A 19851-nucleotide genomic window follows, 5' to 3' on the forward strand; every position below is an offset into this window, starting at 1 on the left:
AACGTTAAAATCGCCGGACACGTGATTCTTATATTCGTAACGGACGTGCCACGACCGCCGCCTATCGCGCCCTTCAAGGCAAAGACTGCCGAAAAAGGGAAACTCTCGATGTTGAATTCAGCAAGCCTGCGCTTGCGGCTGCTGGCCGGCGCCGCCCTGACGGTCGCGATCGCGTCGCCAGTGCTCGCGGCCCCCGCGCCGACCGCCGCCAAGGATACGGCGCCCGCTGCCGCTGCCGCAGACCCCGTGATCGATCCGGCCCCCGCCACTGCGGAACCCGCCGACCAGACCGGTCTCGGCGAGATCGTCGTCACCGCGACCAAGCGCGAGACGAACCTTCAGAAGACGCCGATCGCGATCAACGTCCTGAGCAGCCAGGCGCTGACCGACCGCCACGTCCAGAGCCTGTACGATCTCGCCGACGGCGCGGTGCCGTCGTTGCGCGTCGCGACGTTCGAGGCGCGCCAGTCCGCGCTGACGATCGGTATCCGCGGCATCGTTCCGCTCGACGCCAACCAGCCCGCACGCGAGCAGGGTGTCGGCGTATATATCGACGGCGTCTATCTCGGTCGCCAGCACGGCCTGAACGCGGCGCTGTTCGACGTCGACCGGATCGAAGTGCTCAAGGGCCCGCAGGGCACGCTGTTCGGTCGCAACACCGAAGGCGGCGCGCTCAGCATCGTCACCAAGGGCCCGAGCGGCAAATGGGGCGGCAGCGCGACCGGCGGGATCGCCAACTACGGCAGCTATAACGGTATGTTGCATGTCGACCTGCCCGAAACGTACGGCGTGTCGCTGAAGCTCGACGGCGTCATCCAGCATCAGGACGCGACCACCAAAAACCCGCTCGCGGACCAGACCGGCTTCAATTATTATCATCGCCGCGGCTTCAAGGCGACCGCACGTGTCCGCCCGATCTCGGGCATGACCGCCGATTTCAGCTACGATAACGGCTACGACTCGAACAGCCCGTTCTATAGCCAGTTGCTCAACGTGAACCCGAACGGGTGCAAGGCCGGTGCGCAATCCGCCTCGCCCGCCTGCGCGCTTCCCGGCACCAACTACACGACGCTGACCGGCAGCGTGAAGCCGCTCCCGAGCCAGGTCGTCGTCAACGGCGACAGCCGGATGAAGGTCGCCGACATCGGCGTTCCACAGCAACCGAGCATCGACAAGACGCACGGCTTCACCTCGAACATCCGCTGGGACGTCGCACCCGAGATCGAACTCCGCTCGATCACCGCGTGGCGCGGCGTGAACGCGACGCAGTACGACAATAGCGGCGGCTATCACCGCGTCCCCGTCGTTGCCGCTGGCTGCGTCGGCAGTGCATGTAACTTCAGCCGCTACAGCCTCGCCGACCTCCATCAGAACCAGTTCAGCCAGGAATTCCAGGCGGTCGGCACGGTCGGCCAGTTCGATTACGTTGCCGGGCTGTATTACTTCAACGAACACATCAGCGACGACGCGGCGACGCCGAACTCGCTGGCGTTCAATTCGTCGCTGACGACGATCTCGGTGCTCGATCCCTGCACCGGGTCGGGCGGGTTCGGCTCGCTCGTCGGCTGTCGATCGATCGATCGTGCCTCGGAAGTGCATTCGAAGAGCTATGCCGGCTATGGCCAGGTCACCTGGAACGCGACCGACCGCGTTCACTTGACCGCCGGTGGCCGCTACACGCGCGACGAGAAGCAGGGCGTGCTGCATTTCTCGCGTAACTTGAACTACGACACGGCGACCCAGGCCCAGTTGACCGCGGCCGGCTATGCGCCGCTCGACGCCACCTGGAACCGCTTCAATCCAATGGCGACGCTCGCCTATGACGCCAGTGACTCGGTCCACGTCTATGCAAAATACGCGACCGGCTACCGTGCCGGCGGTGCCAGCTCGCGGACGTCCAACTACCAGACGTTCAACCCCGAGGACGTGAAGTCGTACGAGATCGGCGCGAAGACCGATTTCTGGAACCACCGTGCGCGCCTGAACCTTGCCGGCTACATCATGGATCGCAAGAACAGCCAGGTCGACATCAGCTCGATCCAGACGACCGCGTCGGGCAGCTTCAACAACCTCGTGACGATCAATGCGCCCGGTATCACCAAGATCCGCGGGATCGAGGCCGACCTGACCGTGCAGCCGGTCGACGGCCTGACGCTGACCGCAGGCTATGCTTATACCTACACGAAAATCCCGCCGGTGCTGATCGCGTCGACCGGCGTGTACCAAAACTTCTACATCGTGTTCACGCCGCGCAATGCTGCCAACGGATCGGTCGACTACACGATGCCGGTCGGCGACATGGACCTGAAGTTCCACCTCGACGGCAACTACTCGCAGGCGACGCAGACCTTCGATCAGTTCGCGACAAAGAACGACCCCGCGTTCATCGCCAACGCCCGCCTCGCCTTGGCGAACATCCACGTCGGCGGCAGCAATGCGGTGACGATCTCGGCCTGGGTCCGCAACCTGTTCGACAAGCAATACGTGTTCCGCCGCGACCCGTCGAACAGCCTGCCGGGCGCTCCGACGACCAACCTCACATCGGGCAGCGTCAACAACGTGCTGGGCGACTACGGCAATTTTAACGCGCCGCGCACCTACGGCATGGAGGCTTCGGTCAAGTTCTGATCGCGGTGACCGTGTAGAAAGACGAACCCGGACCGGCGTCGAGCCTGTCCGGGTTTCGTCGTTTCAGCGCTTGGGTAGGGCGATGACGACACGCAGTCCGGGGGCCGCGTCTTCGAGTAGGAGGGTGCCGCGGTGAAGCCGGACTATCGCCTGGATCAGGGGTAGGCCAAGACCGTGCCCTTCGTCGTGGCGGCTGGCGTCGAGCCGCCCGAACCGCCGCAACGCCAGCTTGCGCTGATCCGCCGGAATGCCGGGGCCGGTATCGGTCACCGTGAGCGTGGCAGTCTTGCTAGTGGTCGTGACGCCAATCTCGATGCGGGTGCCGGGTGGGGTGTGGCGGAGCCCGTTCTCGATAAGGTTCACGAGCATCTGGCCGAGTAGTTGGCGATCGCCGACGATCTCAGCCACGGGCGATGTTCCCAGCGCCAGCGTCCGGCCGCCATCGGCGACTACCGGTTGCATCATCGTCGCGATCTCTTCGGCCAGCGCCGCCAGATCGAGCGTCGCGAACGCCGCGCGCCGATCGCCGCCTTCGATCTCGGCGATCCGCAGCATCGCCCCGAACATCTCGAGCAGTTCGTCGCTCATCGCGATCGCGGTTTCGAGATCGTTGCGCTGGCTGTCCGTCTGGGCCCGACGCAACGCCAGTGCCAACTGGCTGCGCAGGCGCGCCAATGGCGTGCGAAGATCATGCGCGATATCGTTGGAGACGTTGCTGATACCGGCCATCAACTCCGCAATACGGTCGAGCATACGGTTGAAGGCCACCGCCTGATGCGCGAACTCGCCGCCCGATCGATCGACCGGTACGCGCCGCGACATGTCGCCGTCGATGATCGCGTCGACCGTCCGCCGGGTCTCGCCGATCCGCCGCCCGATCGTGATGACGAAGAACAGCAGGCCACCGATGACGACCAGCAGGATCGATCCGAAACCAATGAGGTAGATCCGGACACGTGCCGCATTATAGTCGTCGAACGGTTCGGTCTCGGCGATCGTCACCAGCGTCATGCCGTGCCCGACGTCGCGGACCAGCGCACGCCCGGCCGAAAGTCCCGCGATCTGGTCCTTCAACGCGACCGTCGAGAAGCCCATCGGCAGGCGACGCGGCAAGGCGATGTTGCCGCCGAGCCTGCGACCGGTCGCGTCGAGCAGCAGGAAGCCGATATCGCCGGTATCACGCTCGCGGGTCGCGGCGTTGATCCGCCGGACGAGTTCTTCGGGACTGCGGTCGCCGGAGATGCCGGCGGCCGCATCGCTCACGACCAGGATACGACGGTCGACCAGTCGCTCGATCGTGCGCTGCGTCGCGGTGTAGATCGCGAACCCGGTGCCGAGAGTGGCGACGAGGAACGCGATTAGGAACGCCAGCGTCAACGCGCGCAGCGACCGCAGGCGCGTCATCCGCGCAGCATGTATCCGACGCCGCGCACCGTGCGGATGGGATCGTCGCCGCCCGCCGCGGTCAGTTTCACGCGCAGATGGCGGACATAGACGTCGACGATGTTGGTGGTCGGTGCGAAGTCGTATCCCCAGACCCGCTCGACCAACATCGCCCGCGTCAGCACCGCATCGGCATTGGCGACGAACTCGGCGAGCAATTTGAACTCGAGCTTGCCAAGATCGAGCGCGATGCCGTCGCGCCACGCGCGGAACTTGGTCGGGCTGACGACGATATCGCCAGCATGGATCGTGTCGCCGGCGCTACCGGTCCAGCCGCGTCCGCGCATCAGCGCGAGCAGGCGTGCGTTCAGCTCGACCGCGGCGATCGGCTTGACCACATAGTCGTCCGCGCCGGCCTCCAGCCCCTCGACCTTCTCGACCGAGCGGCCGAGCGCGCTGAGCATGATGACCGGCATCGTGATGTTCGCACTCCGCAGCCGCTCCAGCACGGAAATGCCGTCGATCTTCGGGAGCATCCGGTCGAGGATCACCGCATCGAACGCCTGGCTGTCCACCGCGGCGAGTGCGTCGCGGCCATTCGGCGCGACGGTCACGCCGTGATCGAACCCGCGCAGTTCCTCGGCCATCGCCTGCGCGAACACGGCATCGTCCTCGACCAGCAGAATGTTCAGGCTCATCACGGTCTCACTTGGACAAGCATCTGTCCTATCGTGCATCGTCGCGCGTACAAGCGTCTTGCGGCGCCAGCTGGAGGCTACAAACGCCGTCCGTCGCCTAGCGAAAACGTCGCATTGGTTCACGCGAAGGCGCGAAGGCGCGAAGAGATGAGAAGAATGGGTTCGCGCGGAGACGCGGAGACGCGGAGAGTTCTCCGGGACCAACGGTCCCCTTCATCGTCGTCGCAAGATGATGCACGAGACGGCCATACCGCCCGCAACACCTCCGCGCCTCCGCGTCTCCGCGCGAACAAATCTTCTTTGCGCTTTCGCGCCTTCGCGTGAACACACCTTCTCGCATGCAGTTACGGCAGCAGGATCGTGCTACCCGAAGTCTCACCCGCCTCGATCGCGCGATGGGCGGCGGCAGCCTCTTCGAGCGGAAAGGTCCGGCCGATCTCCGGCGTGACCGCGCCGCTGTCGAGCATGGCGAACAGGCGGGCGATGCCGGCCTGCCTCTCCTCCGGCGTGACGTAGTAATCGAACAGCGTCGGCCGCGTTACGAACAGCGAGCCTTTCCGCGCGAGGACGCCGATGTTGACACCGTCGACCACCCCGCCCGCATTGCCGTAGCTGACGATCAGCCCACGCCTGGCCGCGCTGTCGAGAGACGCGTCCCACGTCGCACGCCCGACACCGTCGAGGACCACAGGCACGCCCTTGCCGTCGGTGATCTCGCGGACGCGCGCGGCGATGTCCTCGGACTTGTGGAGGATGACGTGGTCGGCGCCGGCTTTCCGCGTCCGCGTCGCCTTGTCTTCGTTGCCGACGCTGGCGATCACGGTCGCGCCGATCGCCTTCAGCCAGCCGACCAGGATGTGTCCGACTCCGCCCGCGGCCGCGTGGACGAGCACGGTCTGGCCCGCCTGGACCTTGGCGCAGCGCTCGACCAGGAACTCGGCGGTGCAGCCCTTGAGCAGGATCGCCGCGGCGGTCTGGTCGTCGAGGGTGTCGGGGAGCTTGAACAGTTGGTCCGCGGACACGTTGCGCTCGGTCGCGTAGGCGCCGCGGGACGGTCCGAAGGTGCCGACCCGGTCGCCGGGCGCGAAGTCGGTGACGCCCTCGCCGACTGCCATCACCACGCCCGCCGCCTCGCTGCCGAGACCCGATGGCAGGTCGATCGGGTACACGCCGCTGCGGTGGTACGTGTCGATATAGTTCAGCCCGACCGCGGTGTTGCGCATCCAGACCTCGCCCTTGCCCGGCGGTGGCAGTTCGACGTCGCGCCACTGGATGACCTCGGGGCCGCCGGTCCTCTCGATGAATGCCACTCTCGCCATGCCGGCCTCCTGATGAATTTCCCGATCAACCTACGGCATGCGTTTCGGGTTGCAACCGATCTCGGGCGAGCCCATTCCTTGGCGAGACAAGATGCGGAGAGGCACGATGAAAAGCTATTTGAAGCAGTATATTGGCGGCGTCTGGGTCGAGAGCGAAGGTGGCACCGTCTATCAGGTGATCGACCCGTCGACCGAGCAGCCCTGCACCGAGATCACGCTCGGCACCGCCGCCGACGTCGACAAGGCCGTGGCCGCGGCCCGGTCGGCGTTCGAGAGCTGGAGCCAGACGAGCGTCCAGGAGCGGCTCGATGCGCTCGGCCGGATCATGATCGAATACAAGGCGCGGATACCCGATCTGGCGAAGGCGATGTCGCAGGAGATGGGCGCACCGATGGCACTCGCCTCGATGGCGCAGGCCCCCACCGGGCTCGCGCATTTCTCGGCGACCGCCAAGGCACTGGCGGCGTTCGCGTTCTCGGAAACGATCGGCAAGGCGACCGTCGTGCACGAACCGCTCGGCGTCGTGGCGATGATCACGCCGTGGAACTGGCCGCTGAACCAGATCTGCGCGAAGGTCGCGCCTGCGCTGGCCGCGGGCGACACGATGATCCTCAAGCCGTCCGAGGAAGCGCCCTCGTGCGCGGTTATCCTGGCGGAGATCATGGATGCGGCGGGGGTGCCGGCGGGGGTGTTCAACCTCGTCAACGGTGACGGTCCAGGCGTCGGCGCAGCATTGTGCGCGCATCGCGACGTCGACATGGTGAGCTTCACCGGCTCGACACGCGCCGGGATCGCGGTCGCCTTGGCGGCGGCCCCTACCGTGAAACGCGTGCACCAGGAGCTTGGCGGCAAGGCGGCGAACCTCGTGCTTGAGGGCTCGGACCTAGCGGCGGTGTTGCCGCCCACCGTGGCCGGCGTGCTCGCCAATTCGGGGCAGAGCTGCATCGCGCCGACCCGGCTGCTGGTGCATGCGAGCCAGGTCGCCGAGGCGACGGCGATCGTGAAGTCGATGATGGAGCAGACCAAGGTCGGCGATCCCGCCGAGATGGGCCAGCACATCGGCCCGGTCGTCAACAAGGCGCAATTCGACAAGATTCAGGGCCTGATCCAGTCCGCGATCGACGAAGGCGCGACCTTGGTGACGGGCGGCGTGGGTCGGCCGGACGGGCGTAACGCTGGGTATTACATCCAGCCGACCTTGTTCACCGATGTCCGCCCCGACATGCGGATCGCGCAGGAGGAGACGTTCGGCCCGGTTGCGACGATCACGTCGTATGCCGATCAGGACGAAGGCATCCGCATCGCCAACGCGACCGAATACGGGTTGTCGGCAACGATCTCGGGCGATCCGGCGGCGGCGGCGAAGGTCGCACCGAAGTTGCGCGCGGGGCTGGTGACGATCAACTCGTGGAGCCCGGATATCGGCGCGCCGTTCGGGGGGTACAAGCAGTCGGGCAATGGTCGCGAGAACGGGCGCTATGGGCTGACCGACTTCATGGAGGTGAAGACGATCACCGGCCTGCCGGGTGACGTGCGCCAGGGAAAGCCGGCTGAAGCGGGGGCGTAACCTCCAAGGCCCTTTCCCGTCGGGGAAGGGCCTTCAATCCAGGTTAGGACGAAGCCAGCGTTCGGCGGTCTTCAGGTCGGCGCCACGTCGTGCCGCATAATCCTCGAGCTGGTCTCGGCCAACGCGCGCTACACCGAAATACTCGGCCTGTGGGTGGCCGAAATAGAACCCCGAGACCGCCGCGGTCGGGAACATCGCGAAGCTCTCGGTCAGTTCGAGCCCGGTCGCGGTCGGCGCGTCGAGCAGGTCGAACAGGATCGGCTTGAGGCTGTGGTCCGGGCACGCGGGATAGCCCGGCGCGGGGCGGATGCCGCGATACTGTTCCTTGATCATCGCCTCGTTGGTGAGTTGTTCGTCGGGCGCATAGCCCCAGAGATCGGTGCGGACGTGCTTGTGCAACCGCTCGGCGAACGCTTCGGCGAAGCGGTCGGCGAGTGCCTTCAGCAGGATGTCGTTGTAATCGTCGTTGTCCGCCTTGAAGCGCGCGATGTGGTCGTCGATACCGTGGATGCCGACGGCAAAGCCACCGAACCAGTCGTCCTGGGTGTCGACGAAATCGGCGAGGCACATGTTGGCGCGACCTTCGCGCTTGGCAATCTGCTGGCGCAGCATGGGAAGGCGAACTTCTTCCCCCCCGCCCGCTTGCGGGAGGGGGTTGGGGGGTGGGCTCGCGCCATCCTCGGGCGCGACGGTGGAGGAGGGCGCGTGCCCACCCCCGGCCCCTCCCGCTTGCGGGAGGGGGGAAGCAAGAACCACCACATCATCCCCTTCACGCCGCGCCGGCCACAGCCCCGCGACACCACGCGGGGTCAGCCACTTCTCCGCGACGATCGTGTCGAGCATCGCCTGCGCATCCGCATACAGCGAACTCGCGCTCTCGCCGACCACTTCATCCGTCAGGATTGCGGGGAAATTCCCCGCGAGCTCCCACGCGCGGAAGAACGGCGTCCAGTCGATATAGTCGCGCAGGTCCAACAGATCCCAGTCCGCGAACACATGCACGCCCGGCTTCACCGGCGCAGGCGGCTTCATCGCGAAGTCCGCCACGAACCCGCGCGCGCGCGCCGTCTCCAGCGGCAAAAGCTCGCTCTGCCCCTTGTTCGCGCGCGAAATCCGCACCGCCTCATATTCATCTGCGGTCTTGGTCACGAACTCGTCGCGGATCGTGTCCGACACCAGCGTCGACGCAACACCCACCGCACGGCTCGCATCGAGCACATGCACCACCGGGCCATCATACGCCGGCGCGATCCGCAGCGCAGTATGCACCTTCGAGGTCGTCGCACCACCGATCAGCAGCGGCATCGTCATCCCCGCGCGCTTCATCTCCTCGGCGACCGTGACCATCTCGTCGAGCGACGGCGTGATCAGCCCGCTGAGCCCGATCATGTCCGCATCGTTCTCGTTCGCAGACTCGAGGATCTTCGACCACGGCACCATCACGCCGAGATCGACCACATCGAAGCCGTTGCACTGAAGCACGACGCCGACGATGTTCTTGCCGATATCATGCACGTCGCCCTTGACGGTCGCCATGATGATCTTGCCCTTGCCGCGCGCGCCGGGCTCCTTGGCCGCCTCGATATACGGCAGCAGATGCGCGACCGCCTTCTTCATCACGCGTGCCGATTTCACGACCTGCGGCAGGAACATCTTGCCCGATCCGAACAGGTCGCCGACCACGTTCATGCCGTCCATCAACGGGCCCTCGATGACCTCGATCGGCCGCCCACCATTGCCGGCGATCATCAGCCGCGCTTCCTCGGTATCTTCGACGACGTGGAGGTCGATGCCCTTGACCAGCGCATATTCGAGCCGCTTGTTGACACCGAGCGAGCGCCATTCCGCCGCCGCCTTCTCCGCGACCACGTCGGTGCCGCGATAGCGTTCGGCGAGCGCGACGAGCCGGTCGCCGGCCTCGGGATCGGTGTTGAGCACGACGTCCTCGACCGCCTGGCGCAGTTCGGGATCGATGTCGTCGTAGATGTCGAGCTGGCCGGCGTTGACGATCGCCATGTCCATGCCCGCGGGGATCGCATAGTACAGGAACACGCTATGCATCGCGCGGCGTACCGGCTCGTTGCCGCGGAACGAGAAGCTGAAGTTCGACAGGCCGCCCGAGATATGGACGTGCGGGCAGCGCGCCTTGATCTCCTTGCACGCTTCGATGAAGTCGACGCCGTAGTTGTTGTGCTCCTCGATCCCGGTCGCGACCGCGAACACGTTGGGATCGAAGATGATGTCCTCGGGGGGGAAACCGATCCCGACGAGCAGCTTGTACGCCCGCTCGCAGATCTCGACCTTGCGGTCCTTGGTGTCCGCCTGACCGACCTCGTCGAACGCCATCACGACGACCGCCGCACCGTACGCCATGCATTTGCGCGCCTGGCTCAGGAACTGCTCCTCGCCCTCCTTCATGCTGATCGAATTGACGATCGGCTTGCCGCTGACGCACTTCAGCCCGGCCTCGATCACGCTCCATTTCGAGCTGTCGACCATGAACGGGATGCGCGCGATGTCGGGTTCGGCGGCGATCAGCTTGAGGAACGTCGTCATCGCGTGGTGCGCGTCGAGCAGCCCCTCGTCCATGTTGACGTCGAGCACCTGCGCGCCGCTCTCGACCTGCTGGCGCGCGACCTCGACCGCGGCGGGATAGTCGCCCGCCATGATCAGCTTCTTGAAGCGCGCCGAGCCGGTGACGTTGGTGCGCTCGCCGATGTTGACGAAGGAGGTGGAGGAGGAGGTGGTCATCGGTTCGCTTCTTCTAGCCCCCTATCCCCTCCGGGGAGAGGGTCGGGGTGAGGGGTAGTTCCGGGCGGTAGCGCTCGTGGCGCCCCTCACCCCGGCCCTCTCCCCGACGGGGAGAGGGAGCGGTGGCTTAAGCGGCCATCGTGAATGGTTCGAGGCCGGCGAGCTTGGTCCGCACCTCGGGACGAGCAACTGCGCGCGGTTCAAGCCCGCGCACGCCATCCGCCATCGCCTTGATATGCGCCGGCGTCGACCCGCAGCAGCCGCCGAGCACGTTGACCTGCTTGGCCACCGCCCACTCGCCGACCAGCCCGGCCGTCGTCGCGGGCTGCTCGTCATACTCGCCGAGTTCGTTGGGAAGCCCGGCGTTCGGGTAGATCATGATCAGCGTATCCGCGATCGCCGACAGCGTCTTCACATGCGGCCGCAGCTGCTCCGCCCCGAACGAACAGTTCAGCCCGATCGTGATCGGCTTGGCATGCCGCACCGCATGCCAGAACGCCTCGACCGTATGCCCCGACAGGTTGCGCCCCGACAGATCGGTCAGCGTCATCGACATCATGATCGGCACGTCGCGCCCGAGAGCATCGCCCGCCTCGATCGCCGCCATGATCCCGGCTTTGGCGTTGAGCGTATCGAACACCGTCTCGATCAGGATGAAGTCGACGCCGACCCCTTCGCCGCCTTCGAGCAGCGCGTCGATCTGCTCGCGGTACACGCCCTTGAGATAATCGAAGTCGATCTCGCGAAAGCCGGGGTCGTTGACGTCGGGCGACAGCGACAGCGTCTTGTTGGTCGGCCCGATCGCCCCGGCGACGAAGCGCGGACGGCCGTCCTTCGCCTGATATTCATCGGCGAGCGCGCGGGCGATTCGCGCGGATTCGACGTTGATCTCGCGTACCAGATGCTCGGCGCCGTAATCGGCCTGCGAGATGACGTTCGCGCTGAACGTGTTGGTCGAGACGATGTCCGACCCCGCCTCGAGATATTCGCGCGTGATCGTCTCGGGGACGTCCGGCTTTGTGATCGCCAGGATGTCATTGTTGCCCTTCTGGTCGTGCGACAAGCCGAGCGTCCCAGCGTAAGCCGCCTCGTCGAGCTTCCAGTTCTGGATCTCGGTCCCGAACGCGCCGTCGGTGATCAGGATGCGCTTGGCGGCTTCCGCGTTGAAACGTTCACGTGGTGTCATCGTCGATCTCCTCCCCTCCCGCTGGCGGGAGGGGTCGGGGGAGGGAAGTGCCGCAAACGAGACGGTCGGGTTGGGCCAGCCCCTCCCCTAACCCCTCCCGCAAGCGGGAGGGGAATTACGCTGCGGCGACCTTTTCGCTCGGCTTCGCGCGAACACCCAGCATGTGGCAAATCGCGTAGGCCAGTTCCGCGCGGTTGAGCGTGTAGAAGTGGAAATCCTTCACGCCGCCCGCATACAGCCGCCGGCACATCTCGGCCGCAATCGTCGCCGCGACGAGTTGCCGCGCCGACGGATGATCGTCGAGCCCCTCGAACAACCGGTCCATCCACGCCGGGATCTCAGCACCACACAGCCCCGCGAACTTCCGCGTCTGCGCGACGTTCGATACCGGCAGGATCCCCGGCAGGATCTGCGCGGTAATCCCGGCGGCCGCGACCCGGTCACGAAACCGGAAATACGCTTCGGGCGAAAAGAAGAACTGCGTGATAGCGCGGGTCGCACCGGCATCGATCTTGCGCTTCAGATTGTCGATATCCGCATCATGCCCGCCCGATTCCGGATGGCATTCGGGATACGCCGCGACCGAAATCTCGAACGGGTGCAGTTTCCGCAAGCCAGCGACCAAAGCCGCCGCATTCTCATAACCGCCGGGATGCGCCTGATACGGCTGGCCGAGCGTCGGCATGTCGCCGCGTAGCGCGACGATGTGCCGCACGCCCGCCGCCCAATATTCCTCGGCGACCTGATCGATCTCGGCCTTGATCGCCTCGACGCAGGTCAGATGCGCGGCAGCGTTCATCGACGTCTCGCGCTGGATCCGCGCGACCGTCGCATGCGTGCGCTCGCGCGTGGAGCCGCCAGCGCCGTAGGTGACCGATACGAAATCGGGGCCAAGCGGCTCCAGCGTGCGGATCGCGTCCCAAAGCTGCGCGTCCATCTTCTCGCTCTTCGGCGGGAAGAACTCGAAGCTGATGCCGACATCGCCCGCGAGATCCGCGAACAGCGGTTCTTCGAGCGCGCGGCGCGCTTCGGCCAGTTGGGGGATCGATATGTTCGTCATGCCGCCTTCACCTCACGCAAGCTCATGCCGATCTTTCGGCCGAGCCATAATTTCACCGTCAACTCGCCGCCCTCGAGCGTCTCGACGCGCGCCGTCTGCAAGCCCGCCGCCTCGAACCACGCCGCCATCTGCTCGTCCGCGAACCCGAGCCGCGTATGCGCATCGCGCAACCGCAGTTCCTCACGGTCGTGGCTGGCGAAATCGGCGATCAGCAGTCGCCCGCCGGGAGCCAGCACCCGCGCCGCCTCGCCCACCGCCGCGCCGGGCTGCTGCGCGAAGTGCAACACGTGATGCAGGATCGCGACGTCTGCCGCCGCATCCGCCATCGGCAACGCGTACAGGTCCGCCTGGCGCAGTTCGGCGTGCGTCATGTCGTGGAGCTTCGCGCGCGCAAGCCGCAGCATTTCCGAACTGCGATCGATCCCGAGCGCGACCTTTGCGCGCCCGCCAAACAGCTCGAGCATCCGCCCGGTGCCCGTACCGATATCGATCAGCGTCCCGACCGGCGCATCGCCGAGCACGGCAGCCATCGCCGCCTCGACCTCGCTGTCGGCGACATGCAGCGACCGGATCGCATCCCACTCGTCGGCATGCCCCTCGAACCATGCCGCCGCCGACGCCGCCCGGTCCGCGCGCACCGCCGCAAGCCGCGCCGCATCCGCGACCGCCCAGTGATCCGGCTCGGCCTTCGCCCACACGTCGAGCGCGCCCGCGACCGGCTCGACCACGTCCGGAGACCCGAGCGCGACGAACACCCAGCTGCCTTCCTTGCGACGCTCGGCAAGCCCTGCATCGCACAGGATCTTCACATGGCGCGAAACGCGTGGCTGGCTCTGGCCGAGCACCTGCGCGAGTTCGCCGACCGACAGCTCCATCCGCCGCAACAGCGCGAGGATCCGCAGCCGGGTCGCGTCCGCCAAAGCACGGAAGATTTCGAGCGCCATCGTCATGCCAGGACATATAAAGAATTCTTTATATGAGGTCAACGCAGGCGTGCGCGCCTTCGACATTGGCCATGTCCGCCCGCGACTTGTCGCATCGCGCGAGATCGTGACGGATCGGAAACGCTTTATCCGCGTTCGATTGCGCTATGGGCTGGGCATTACCCGGTCCACAAGACGACATCCACGGGAGTAGATACCTATGAAGAAGTTCCTGATCCCCGCCCTGGCCCTGACCGCCGGCCTCGCAGCCTGCAGCAACAACGCGCAGGACCAGACCGCACAGGCCGCCAACGCGATCGCCGCCGATGCGAGCGCGACCACCGCCAATGCCGTCGACGACGTCAGCGCCGCCAGCGATCGCGCGCTGGGTTCGGCCGAGCGTTCGCTCGATAACGCCGGTGCGCGCATCGACAACTCGACCGACCATCTCGACGCCAAGGCCGACCGCGCCGGTGACCGGATCGAAGCCGGTGCAGACCGTGCGGGTGCTGCAATCAGCAACGGTGCGGACCGCGCCGCCGACGCCACCGGCAACGCGCTGACCCGCGCCGGCAACGCGATCAAGGACTAAGCCTTGCCTAGGCGCCCCCACTTCTCCGTCGCCCCAGCTAACGCTGGGGGCTCCCGGTTCGGGTCACGACGACCGCTCGGGGAGGATGCCAGCGTTCGCTGGCACGACAGCATGATGGTGGGGGCGCTGTTTGCTATTTCAGCGCTCGCGGCGTGTTCGCCTGCGAGCGAACCCGGCGCGGTCACCGCCGACGAAGCGCACCAGTTGAACGAAGCCGCCGCGATGCTCGATGCGAACAGCGTCGACCTGAACGCGGTCGCCGCCGCTTCTGAAGATACTGAACTCCCCTCGAATCAAAGCGATCAGACCCGATGACCCTCCGCCGCCTCGGCTCGACCGATCTGAAGATCGCCCCGCTCGTCCTCGGCGGCAACGTGTTCGGCTGGACCGCCGACCGCGCCGCCAGCTTTGCCGTGCTCGATGCATTTGTCGCGGGCGGCGGCACGATGATCGACACCGCCGACGTCTATTCGGCCTGGGTCGACGGTCATCAGGGCGGCGAGTCCGAGAGCATGATCGGCGAATGGCTGAAGGCCAGCGGCAAGCGCGATGACGTGCTGATCGCGACCAAGGTCGGCATGCTCCCCGGCGAAGGCGGCGAGAAGCTCGCCCCCGCGCGTATCGCCGCCGCTGCCGAAGCCTCGCTCAAGCGCCTCGGCACCGATCGCATCGACCTCTATTACGCGCACCAGGACGACGAGTCGCAGACGCAGGAGGCGGTTCTCGAAGCATTCGGCAAGCTGGTCGATGCGGGGAAAGTCCGAGTGATCGGCGCGTCCAACTTCCACGCCGCTCGCCTCAAGTCCGCTGTCGAGGCCGCGAAGACGTCGGACCTGCCGCGCTATCACGTTCTCCAGCCCGAATATAACCTCGTCAGCCGCACCAAGTTCGAGGGCGAATTGCAGGATTACTGCGTTACCGAGAATATCGGCGTGCTGCCCTATTACGGGCTCGCCTCGGGCTTCCTCACCGGCAAGTACCGGACGAAGGACGATCTGGGGCAGAGCGTTCGCGGTGGTCGGATGGGCGAATTGCTCGAAGGTACCGGCAAGGCTGTCCTCGATGCGATGGACTCGGTGGTCGAAGCTACTGGCGCGACCCACGCGCAGGTTGCGCTGGCGTGGCTGATCGCGCAGCCGGGCGTGACGGCGCCGATTGCGAGCGCCACCAGCGTGAAGCAGGTCGAAGACCTGCTGCCGGCGATGACGCTGGAACTGTCGAAGGACCAGTTGGACGCGCTGATGGTCGCTGGCGCCTGACCTTAATCCTCCCCCGCCAGGGGGAGGTGTCGCCGAAGGTGACGGAGGGGGAGGACGCGAAACAGAGGTTGGCGCTTCCTCCCCCTCCGTCAGGCAGGCGCCTGCCACCTCCCCCTTGCGGGGGAGGATTAGAAGACCTCCCTCAGTCCCCCGCAAACGTCAGCGCGGACGTCCGCCGCTCCCGCTCGTTGATCAGCAGCGCTCGCCCGGCCGGTGCGACAGACCGCTGCGGGCAATCGTTGCGGAAACAGGCGCGGCAGCCGAGCCCGATCGGCATCGCCCTCCCTGCGAGATCGAAGCCGCTCGCCGCCGCCAGCATGCCCGCCTGTGACGCCGCAACGCCCAGGCCGATCGCGAACTCCGCGTGCACCGCACCGAAGCGGCTGCCCTGCGGCGTCACGGTGCGTGCCATCGTCAGCCAGCGCGCGCCGTCCTCCAGTTCGACGAGCTGCACCATAAGGCTGCCCGGCCGGTCGAATGCATGATGCAACCGCCACAATGGGCAGCGCCCGTCCGCCTCCACCAGCGCCGCACCGCTTGCGCCGGGATAGCGCTTCGACGCCTGACCCGCCCGATCGATGCGGATCATGAAAAACGGCAGGCCGCGTGCGCCGACGCGCTGCAACGTCGTCAGCCGGTGCGCCACCTGTTCGAAGCCAGCGCCGAACCGGCGTTGCAACAGCTCGATGTCGTACCCCGTCGTCTCGCATCCACGGAGGAACCGGGCGTAGGGCATCATCAGCGCCGCTGCGAAATAGCCGAGAAGGTGGCGGCGATAGAGCCGCTCGGCGGCGCGATCGGTGAACCCGGCGCCTTTCGCCAGCGCATCGATCTCCGCCTTCGCCTCGATCTGGCCGAGCTGGAACGCGACGGCGAACGTGCGCGATGCCGGGTCGAGCATCTCGCTCAGCTGCAACTGGCGCGCGTGCAGGTCGAGGCGGCGTAGCGTGTCGGGGAGCACGTCGGCGGGCAGTACCCGGATGGTCAGGCCGTGCCTGGCGCGCAGCCGCTCGGCGATCGCGCCGTAGAGATCGCCAGCGCCAAGCCGCAATTCGTCGGCCAACGCTTCGGCCGCGGCATCGAGATCGGCGAAGTGATTACGCCAACGCTCGATCTCGCGACGGACGAGCGTGACCGGATCGTCGCCCGCCTCGACCACTGCGCCGCCGCCGATCCGATCGAACACGCGGGCGAATGCCGCCGCGCCGCCGGGGGCACTGGCGAGCCATTCCTCGACTTCGTTGCGGTCGATCTCGAGGTCGGCGAACATCGGGTCGGCCAGCCGCCGCCGGATCGCATCCGCACCGCCGCCCGGTTCACCCGCCGCGAGCGACCGCGGATCGAAGTCGAAGCTCTCGGCCAGCTTGATCAGCAGCGTCGCGGAGATCGGCCTCTGGTTGCGCTCGACGAGGTTGAGATAGCTCGGGCTGATCGCGAGCATGTCGGCCATCGCCGCCTGCGTCAGCCCCGCCCCGCGCCGCAAGCGACGGATTGCGTGCCCCGCGAGCAATTTCCGTTCCGCCATCGCAAACCCTCCTGTCACGATGTTTACAGAACGACACGTGTTCCACAAGCTGAACGGACACCGCGACGTTGCGACGGCTCGGGGCGGCCTTCCAACTTGCCGGCCTCGAACGCTATTGGCTGTGCATCGCCTCTCTCGGCACATGATGCGTGTAAAGAGAGAGACAAGACGATCATCGAAGGAGGCAAGCCATGCAGACGACCACCGAACAACCCCGCGCCCGCGCCGTCTTCTCGACCAACGATTTCGCGCTGATGAAGGAAGTGCTTGGCGAGATGATCAGCAAAACCTCGATCGACGACGAACGGCTGACGCGGATGAGTGCGCTGTACCACCGCCTCGGTCGGCTCGGCTAAACCGCTTCACACAGTTTCCTGGGGAGGAAAGGATCCCGCCGGTGGCTCGTCCATCGGCGGGTATTCCTGTTTAAAAGGACGGGGCGCTCCCGAAGCCCGTCATCCTGACGAACGTCAGGATCCAGGGTAACGGGCGCTGGAGCTTGTGGCTCTGGATCCTGACTTTCGTCAGGATGACGGAGTGGGGATGCCGGGTACGTCCGCCTACCAGAGCACCGTCGATCTCACGCCCGACTACGCAACACGTTGCGAAGGCCACCCTTTCCAACCGCATCCCCTCGTGTAGGACGGCGACATGGCCAAGACACTGACCGCTCGCATCAAGGACGACATCGTCCTCTACGGCGCCCTCGCCGCCAATCTCGGGATCGGCGTGGCGAAATTCGTCGCGGCCGGAATGACCGGATCGTCGTCGATGCTGACCGAGGGCTTCCACTCGGTGGTCGACAGCGGCAACCAAGTGCTGCTGCTCTACGGTCAGAAAAAGGCCAAGCGTCCTGCCGACGAAGCACACCCGTTCGGCTATGGTCGCGAGCTGTATTTCTGGGCGTTCGTCGTCGCGATCCTGATCTTCGCGATCGGCGCGGGCGTGTCGATCTTCGAGGGCTGGCGACATATCCAGGAGCCCGAGCCGCTCACCAGCCCGACCGTTAACTACGTGGTGCTCGCAATCTCGTTCGCGCTCGAGGGCAGCAGTTGGACGATCGCGGTGCGCGAATTCTCGAAGGCCAAGGGTGACATGGGCTGGTGGGCGGCGATCCACCGGTCGAAGGATCCGGCCGGCTTCATCGTACTGTTCGAGGATTCCGCGGCGCTCGCCGGTCTCGTCATCGCCGGCATCGGCATATGGGCGAGCCATGCGTTCAACGATCCGCGGATCGATGGCGCCGCCTCGATCGCGATCGGCCTTATCCTCGCGCTGGTCGCGGTACTGCTCGCGCGCGAGTCGAAGGGCTTGTTGATCGGCGAGCGCGCCGACCCGGCGGTGATCGCGACGATCCGCAAGATCGTCGCAGCCCATCCCGCGATCGTCTCGGTCAATCACGTCCGCACGATCCACACCGCACCCGAAAGCATCTTCGCCGCGATCAGCGCGGACTTCGACGATTCGGTGACGATGGGCGACGGCGAGACACTGATCGAGGCGATGGAGACCGAGTTGCGTGCCGCCATCCCGATGCTCTCCTCGATCTACATCCGGCCAGAGAAGCGCGAGAACGCGACGCTTGCCGCATCCGCTTCGCCCGCCCCGGCGACCGCACAAAATACCACGCAAATCTGATCTAAATCAGACACATCTCACTGGTAAGGCTCGACATTCCAAAATAATATTGGGGGATGAGACCGCTACTTCGGCTGATCGCCCTGCTCTGCCTGTGCCTGGGATACGCGCTCCCCGCACAGGCGGCCGTCACCATCACCTTCTGGAGCCACGAGCTCGGCAACAGCTTCCCGCACGCGTTCTTCACGTTGCGCGGGATACCCGATGCAGGCGGCGCACCGGTCGACGCCAACGCCGGCTTCACCGCGAAATCGGTTTCGCCGGCGCTGTTGATGGGGCCCGTGCCAGGCAAGCTCGACATCGCCAGGCCGGGATATATCGCGAGCAGCGATGCGCAATTCTCGGTCGTGATGAGCGACACGCAATACAACGCGGTGCTGCGGCTGGTCGACGCCTGGAGCGAGGGCAAGCCCGACAGCGTCTACCGCCTTTCGGATCACAATTGCGTGACGTTCGTGAAGGAAGCGGCGCGGATCGTCGGGCTGTCGGGGCTGGACCAACCCAAGCTGATGAAGAAGCCACGTTCGTACCTGAAGGCCGTCGGCGCCGCGAATGTCGGTCGCGTCATCCCGGTCGGACTACACGGCAAGGACTATCTCGCCAGCCTGCCGCCGATCTCACCGTCACAGGCAACCGCCTCCAACACACCGGCGGTCGTTGCCACGGCGGCACCAGTACCCGCTCACTAAGGCGCAGGGATCAGTTCGACCACGTCGAGCACCGACTCGAATCGCGGATACGGGAGGACGACGCGCCACCGCCGCGTGCCGATCCGTTCGATCAAGCCGGCCATGTCGCGACTGGCGTCGCGACCATAGCGCATCGGGCGCTTTTCATCGCCGAGCTCCATCGTGCCGAGAAATATCGCCCGCGACGCTGTGTCGACGAAGACCGTGCCGACGGGGCGCTGCGATCCATCGACCTTGACCAGGCTGACGACATCGGTGTCGCCGTTCGAGTCTATCCGGCACGCGAACCAGGCGGATGCGCTGTATGTCGGGCCGATCCCACCGCGCGCGCCGAGCTTGAACGTGCGGCACTGATAACTTCCGGCGGGTGGCAGGGCGTCGGCGAGCGCGTGGTCCGGATCGAACAATATCGGCTCGGCGGCAAGGTCCTTCGCGTCGACCTGTGCCAGCGCATCCATCCATGCACCACGCCAGCCCCGCAAACGCGCGCGATCAGCGACCGTTGCGACACGCCGCCAGTCGGAGTCGCGATCGGTATCGAGCGGCGACATGGCGCCCGAGCCGATCAGCGCCGCGCGCGATGGGCTCGAACCGTATCCGGCTAGTATGAGACAGGCCCCGGTGGCCAACCAT

General features: G+C 66.0%; 17 protein-coding genes. 8 read left to right on the forward strand and 9 right to left on the reverse strand.

Annotated features, from left to right (window positions below; all coding sequences use genetic code 11):
* Positions 1-108 precede the first annotated feature (108 nt).
* On the forward strand, positions 109-2628 hold the full coding sequence (locus tag O6X71_RS15750) for a TonB-dependent receptor (RefSeq protein WP_353466665.1): 2520 nt from the start codon (positions 109-111) through the stop codon (positions 2626-2628).
* 63 nt (positions 2629-2691) lie between these two features.
* Here O6X71_RS15750 and O6X71_RS15755 read toward each other — a convergent pair whose 3' ends face one another.
* The 3 genes from O6X71_RS15755 to O6X71_RS15765 form a co-directional block, all read right to left on the reverse strand.
* Positions 2692-4032 carry a sensor histidine kinase gene (locus O6X71_RS15755; protein ID WP_353466666.1) on the reverse strand — a complete coding sequence of 447 codons (1341 nt, stop codon included), beginning with the start codon at positions 4030-4032 and terminating at the stop codon, positions 2692-2694.
* Complete coding sequence (locus O6X71_RS15760; protein WP_353466667.1) at positions 4029-4709, reverse strand: response regulator transcription factor; 681 nt, start codon at positions 4707-4709, stop codon at positions 4029-4031. The genes O6X71_RS15755 and O6X71_RS15760 overlap by 4 nt, the downstream gene beginning before the upstream one ends.
* Positions 4710-5053: 344 nt before the next feature.
* On the reverse strand, positions 5054-6028 hold the full coding sequence (locus O6X71_RS15765; protein ID WP_353466668.1) for a quinone oxidoreductase family protein: 975 nt from the start codon (positions 6026-6028) through the stop codon (positions 5054-5056).
* A 106-nt stretch (positions 6029-6134) separates the two neighbouring features.
* Here O6X71_RS15765 and O6X71_RS15770 point away from each other — a divergent pair, with 106 nt between their 5' ends.
* Complete coding sequence (locus O6X71_RS15770; RefSeq protein WP_353466669.1) at positions 6135-7595, forward strand: aldehyde dehydrogenase family protein; 1461 nt, start codon at positions 6135-6137, stop codon at positions 7593-7595.
* Positions 7596-7628: 33 nt separating this feature from the next.
* On the opposite strand, the gene metH is transcribed toward O6X71_RS15770, so the two are convergent.
* The 4 genes from metH to O6X71_RS15790 form a co-directional block, all read right to left on the reverse strand.
* Entirely contained in the window at positions 7629-10346 is a 2718-nt protein-coding gene (gene metH / locus O6X71_RS15775; protein ID WP_353466670.1) for a methionine synthase, read from the reverse strand.
* A 127-nt stretch (positions 10347-10473) separates the two neighbouring features.
* The gene (locus O6X71_RS15780; RefSeq protein WP_353466671.1) at positions 10474-11532 is read right to left on the reverse strand and encodes a homocysteine S-methyltransferase family protein; all 1059 of its coding nucleotides are present in this window, start codon (positions 11530-11532) and stop codon (positions 10474-10476) included.
* Positions 11533-11647: 115 nt separating this feature from the next.
* Entirely contained in the window at positions 11648-12592 is a 945-nt protein-coding gene (metF, locus tag O6X71_RS15785) for a methylenetetrahydrofolate reductase [NAD(P)H] (protein WP_353466672.1), read from the reverse strand.
* Entirely contained in the window at positions 12589-13542 is a 954-nt protein-coding gene (locus O6X71_RS15790) for an ArsR/SmtB family transcription factor (RefSeq protein ID WP_353466673.1), read from the reverse strand. The genes metF and O6X71_RS15790 overlap by 4 nt, the downstream gene beginning before the upstream one ends.
* Before the next feature lie 193 nt (positions 13543-13735).
* Between O6X71_RS15790 and O6X71_RS15795 the strand changes: the two genes are divergently transcribed.
* The 3 genes from O6X71_RS15795 to O6X71_RS15805 all read left to right on the forward strand — a co-directional run bounded on the left by O6X71_RS15795 (position 13736) and on the right by O6X71_RS15805 (position 15366).
* Positions 13736-14107: a hypothetical protein gene (locus O6X71_RS15795; protein WP_107963640.1), complete on the forward strand. Its 372-nt coding sequence runs from the start codon at positions 13736-13738 to the stop codon at positions 14105-14107.
* Positions 14108-14221: 114 nt separating this feature from the next.
* Positions 14222-14422: a hypothetical protein gene (locus tag O6X71_RS15800; RefSeq protein ID WP_353466674.1), complete on the forward strand. Its 201-nt coding sequence runs from the start codon at positions 14222-14224 to the stop codon at positions 14420-14422.
* Positions 14419-15366: an aldo/keto reductase gene (locus tag O6X71_RS15805; RefSeq protein WP_353466675.1), complete on the forward strand. Its 948-nt coding sequence runs from the start codon at positions 14419-14421 to the stop codon at positions 15364-15366. The genes O6X71_RS15800 and O6X71_RS15805 overlap by 4 nt, the downstream gene beginning before the upstream one ends.
* A gap of 142 nt (positions 15367-15508) precedes the next feature.
* On the opposite strand, the gene O6X71_RS15810 is transcribed toward O6X71_RS15805, so the two are convergent.
* Entirely contained in the window at positions 15509-16891 is a 1383-nt protein-coding gene (locus O6X71_RS15810) for a helix-turn-helix domain-containing protein (RefSeq protein ID WP_353466677.1), read from the reverse strand.
* Positions 16892-17082: 191 nt separating this feature from the next.
* Between O6X71_RS15810 and O6X71_RS15815 the strand changes: the two genes are divergently transcribed.
* The 3 genes from O6X71_RS15815 (at position 17083) to O6X71_RS15825 (ending at position 19218) form a co-directional block, all read left to right on the forward strand.
* A complete protein-coding gene (locus O6X71_RS15815) occupies positions 17083-17247 on the forward strand; it encodes a hypothetical protein (protein ID WP_164913371.1) in 165 nt (54 codons plus the stop codon).
* A gap of 295 nt (positions 17248-17542) precedes the next feature.
* Positions 17543-18529, forward strand: coding sequence for a cation diffusion facilitator family transporter (locus O6X71_RS15820; protein ID WP_353466678.1), 987 nt, complete (start codon positions 17543-17545; stop codon positions 18527-18529).
* 56 nt (positions 18530-18585) lie between these two features.
* Complete coding sequence (locus O6X71_RS15825) at positions 18586-19218, forward strand: hypothetical protein (RefSeq protein ID WP_353466679.1); 633 nt, start codon at positions 18586-18588, stop codon at positions 19216-19218.
* Here O6X71_RS15825 and O6X71_RS15830 read toward each other — a convergent pair.
* Positions 19215-19847, reverse strand: coding sequence for a DUF4893 domain-containing protein (locus O6X71_RS15830; protein WP_353466680.1), 633 nt, complete (start codon positions 19845-19847; stop codon positions 19215-19217). The genes O6X71_RS15825 and O6X71_RS15830 overlap by 4 nt on opposite strands.
* Positions 19848-19851: the final 4 nt, after the last annotated feature.

This window comes from Sphingomonas faeni, from assembly GCF_040407505.1.
GTDB lineage: Bacteria > Pseudomonadota > Alphaproteobacteria > Sphingomonadales > Sphingomonadaceae > Sphingomonas > Sphingomonas faeni_E.

What these genes read in the sequence shown, in the direction of transcription:
- O6X71_RS15750 (WP_353466665.1), top strand. Translation starts at nt 109, where the DNA reads ATGTTGAATTCAGCAAGCCTGCGCTTGCGGCTGCTGGCCGGCGCCGCC.
- O6X71_RS15755 (WP_353466666.1), bottom strand. Translation starts at nt 4,032, where the DNA reads ATGACGCGCCTGCGGTCGCTGCGCGCGTTGACGCTGGCGTTCCTAATC.
- O6X71_RS15760 (WP_353466667.1), bottom strand. Translation starts at nt 4,709, where the DNA reads ATGAGCCTGAACATTCTGCTGGTCGAGGACGATGCCGTGTTCGCGCAG.
- O6X71_RS15765 (WP_353466668.1), bottom strand. Translation starts at nt 6,028, where the DNA reads ATGGCGAGAGTGGCATTCATCGAGAGGACCGGCGGCCCCGAGGTCATC.
- O6X71_RS15770 (WP_353466669.1), top strand. Translation starts at nt 6,135, where the DNA reads ATGAAAAGCTATTTGAAGCAGTATATTGGCGGCGTCTGGGTCGAGAGC.
- metH (WP_353466670.1), bottom strand. Translation starts at nt 10,346, where the DNA reads ATGACCACCTCCTCCTCCACCTCCTTCGTCAACATCGGCGAGCGCACC.
- O6X71_RS15780 (WP_353466671.1), bottom strand. Translation starts at nt 11,532, where the DNA reads ATGACACCACGTGAACGTTTCAACGCGGAAGCCGCCAAGCGCATCCTG.
- metF (WP_353466672.1), bottom strand. Translation starts at nt 12,592, where the DNA reads ATGACGAACATATCGATCCCCCAACTGGCCGAAGCGCGCCGCGCGCTC.
- O6X71_RS15790 (WP_353466673.1), bottom strand. Translation starts at nt 13,542, where the DNA reads ATGACGATGGCGCTCGAAATCTTCCGTGCTTTGGCGGACGCGACCCGG.
- O6X71_RS15795 (WP_107963640.1), top strand. Translation starts at nt 13,736, where the DNA reads ATGAAGAAGTTCCTGATCCCCGCCCTGGCCCTGACCGCCGGCCTCGCA.
- O6X71_RS15800 (WP_353466674.1), top strand. Translation starts at nt 14,222, where the DNA reads ATGGTGGGGGCGCTGTTTGCTATTTCAGCGCTCGCGGCGTGTTCGCCT.
- O6X71_RS15805 (WP_353466675.1), top strand. Translation starts at nt 14,419, where the DNA reads ATGACCCTCCGCCGCCTCGGCTCGACCGATCTGAAGATCGCCCCGCTC.
- O6X71_RS15810 (WP_353466677.1), bottom strand. Translation starts at nt 16,891, where the DNA reads ATGGCGGAACGGAAATTGCTCGCGGGGCACGCAATCCGTCGCTTGCGG.
- O6X71_RS15815 (WP_164913371.1), top strand. Translation starts at nt 17,083, where the DNA reads ATGCAGACGACCACCGAACAACCCCGCGCCCGCGCCGTCTTCTCGACC.
- O6X71_RS15820 (WP_353466678.1), top strand. Translation starts at nt 17,543, where the DNA reads ATGGCCAAGACACTGACCGCTCGCATCAAGGACGACATCGTCCTCTAC.
- O6X71_RS15825 (WP_353466679.1), top strand. Translation starts at nt 18,586, where the DNA reads ATGAGACCGCTACTTCGGCTGATCGCCCTGCTCTGCCTGTGCCTGGGA.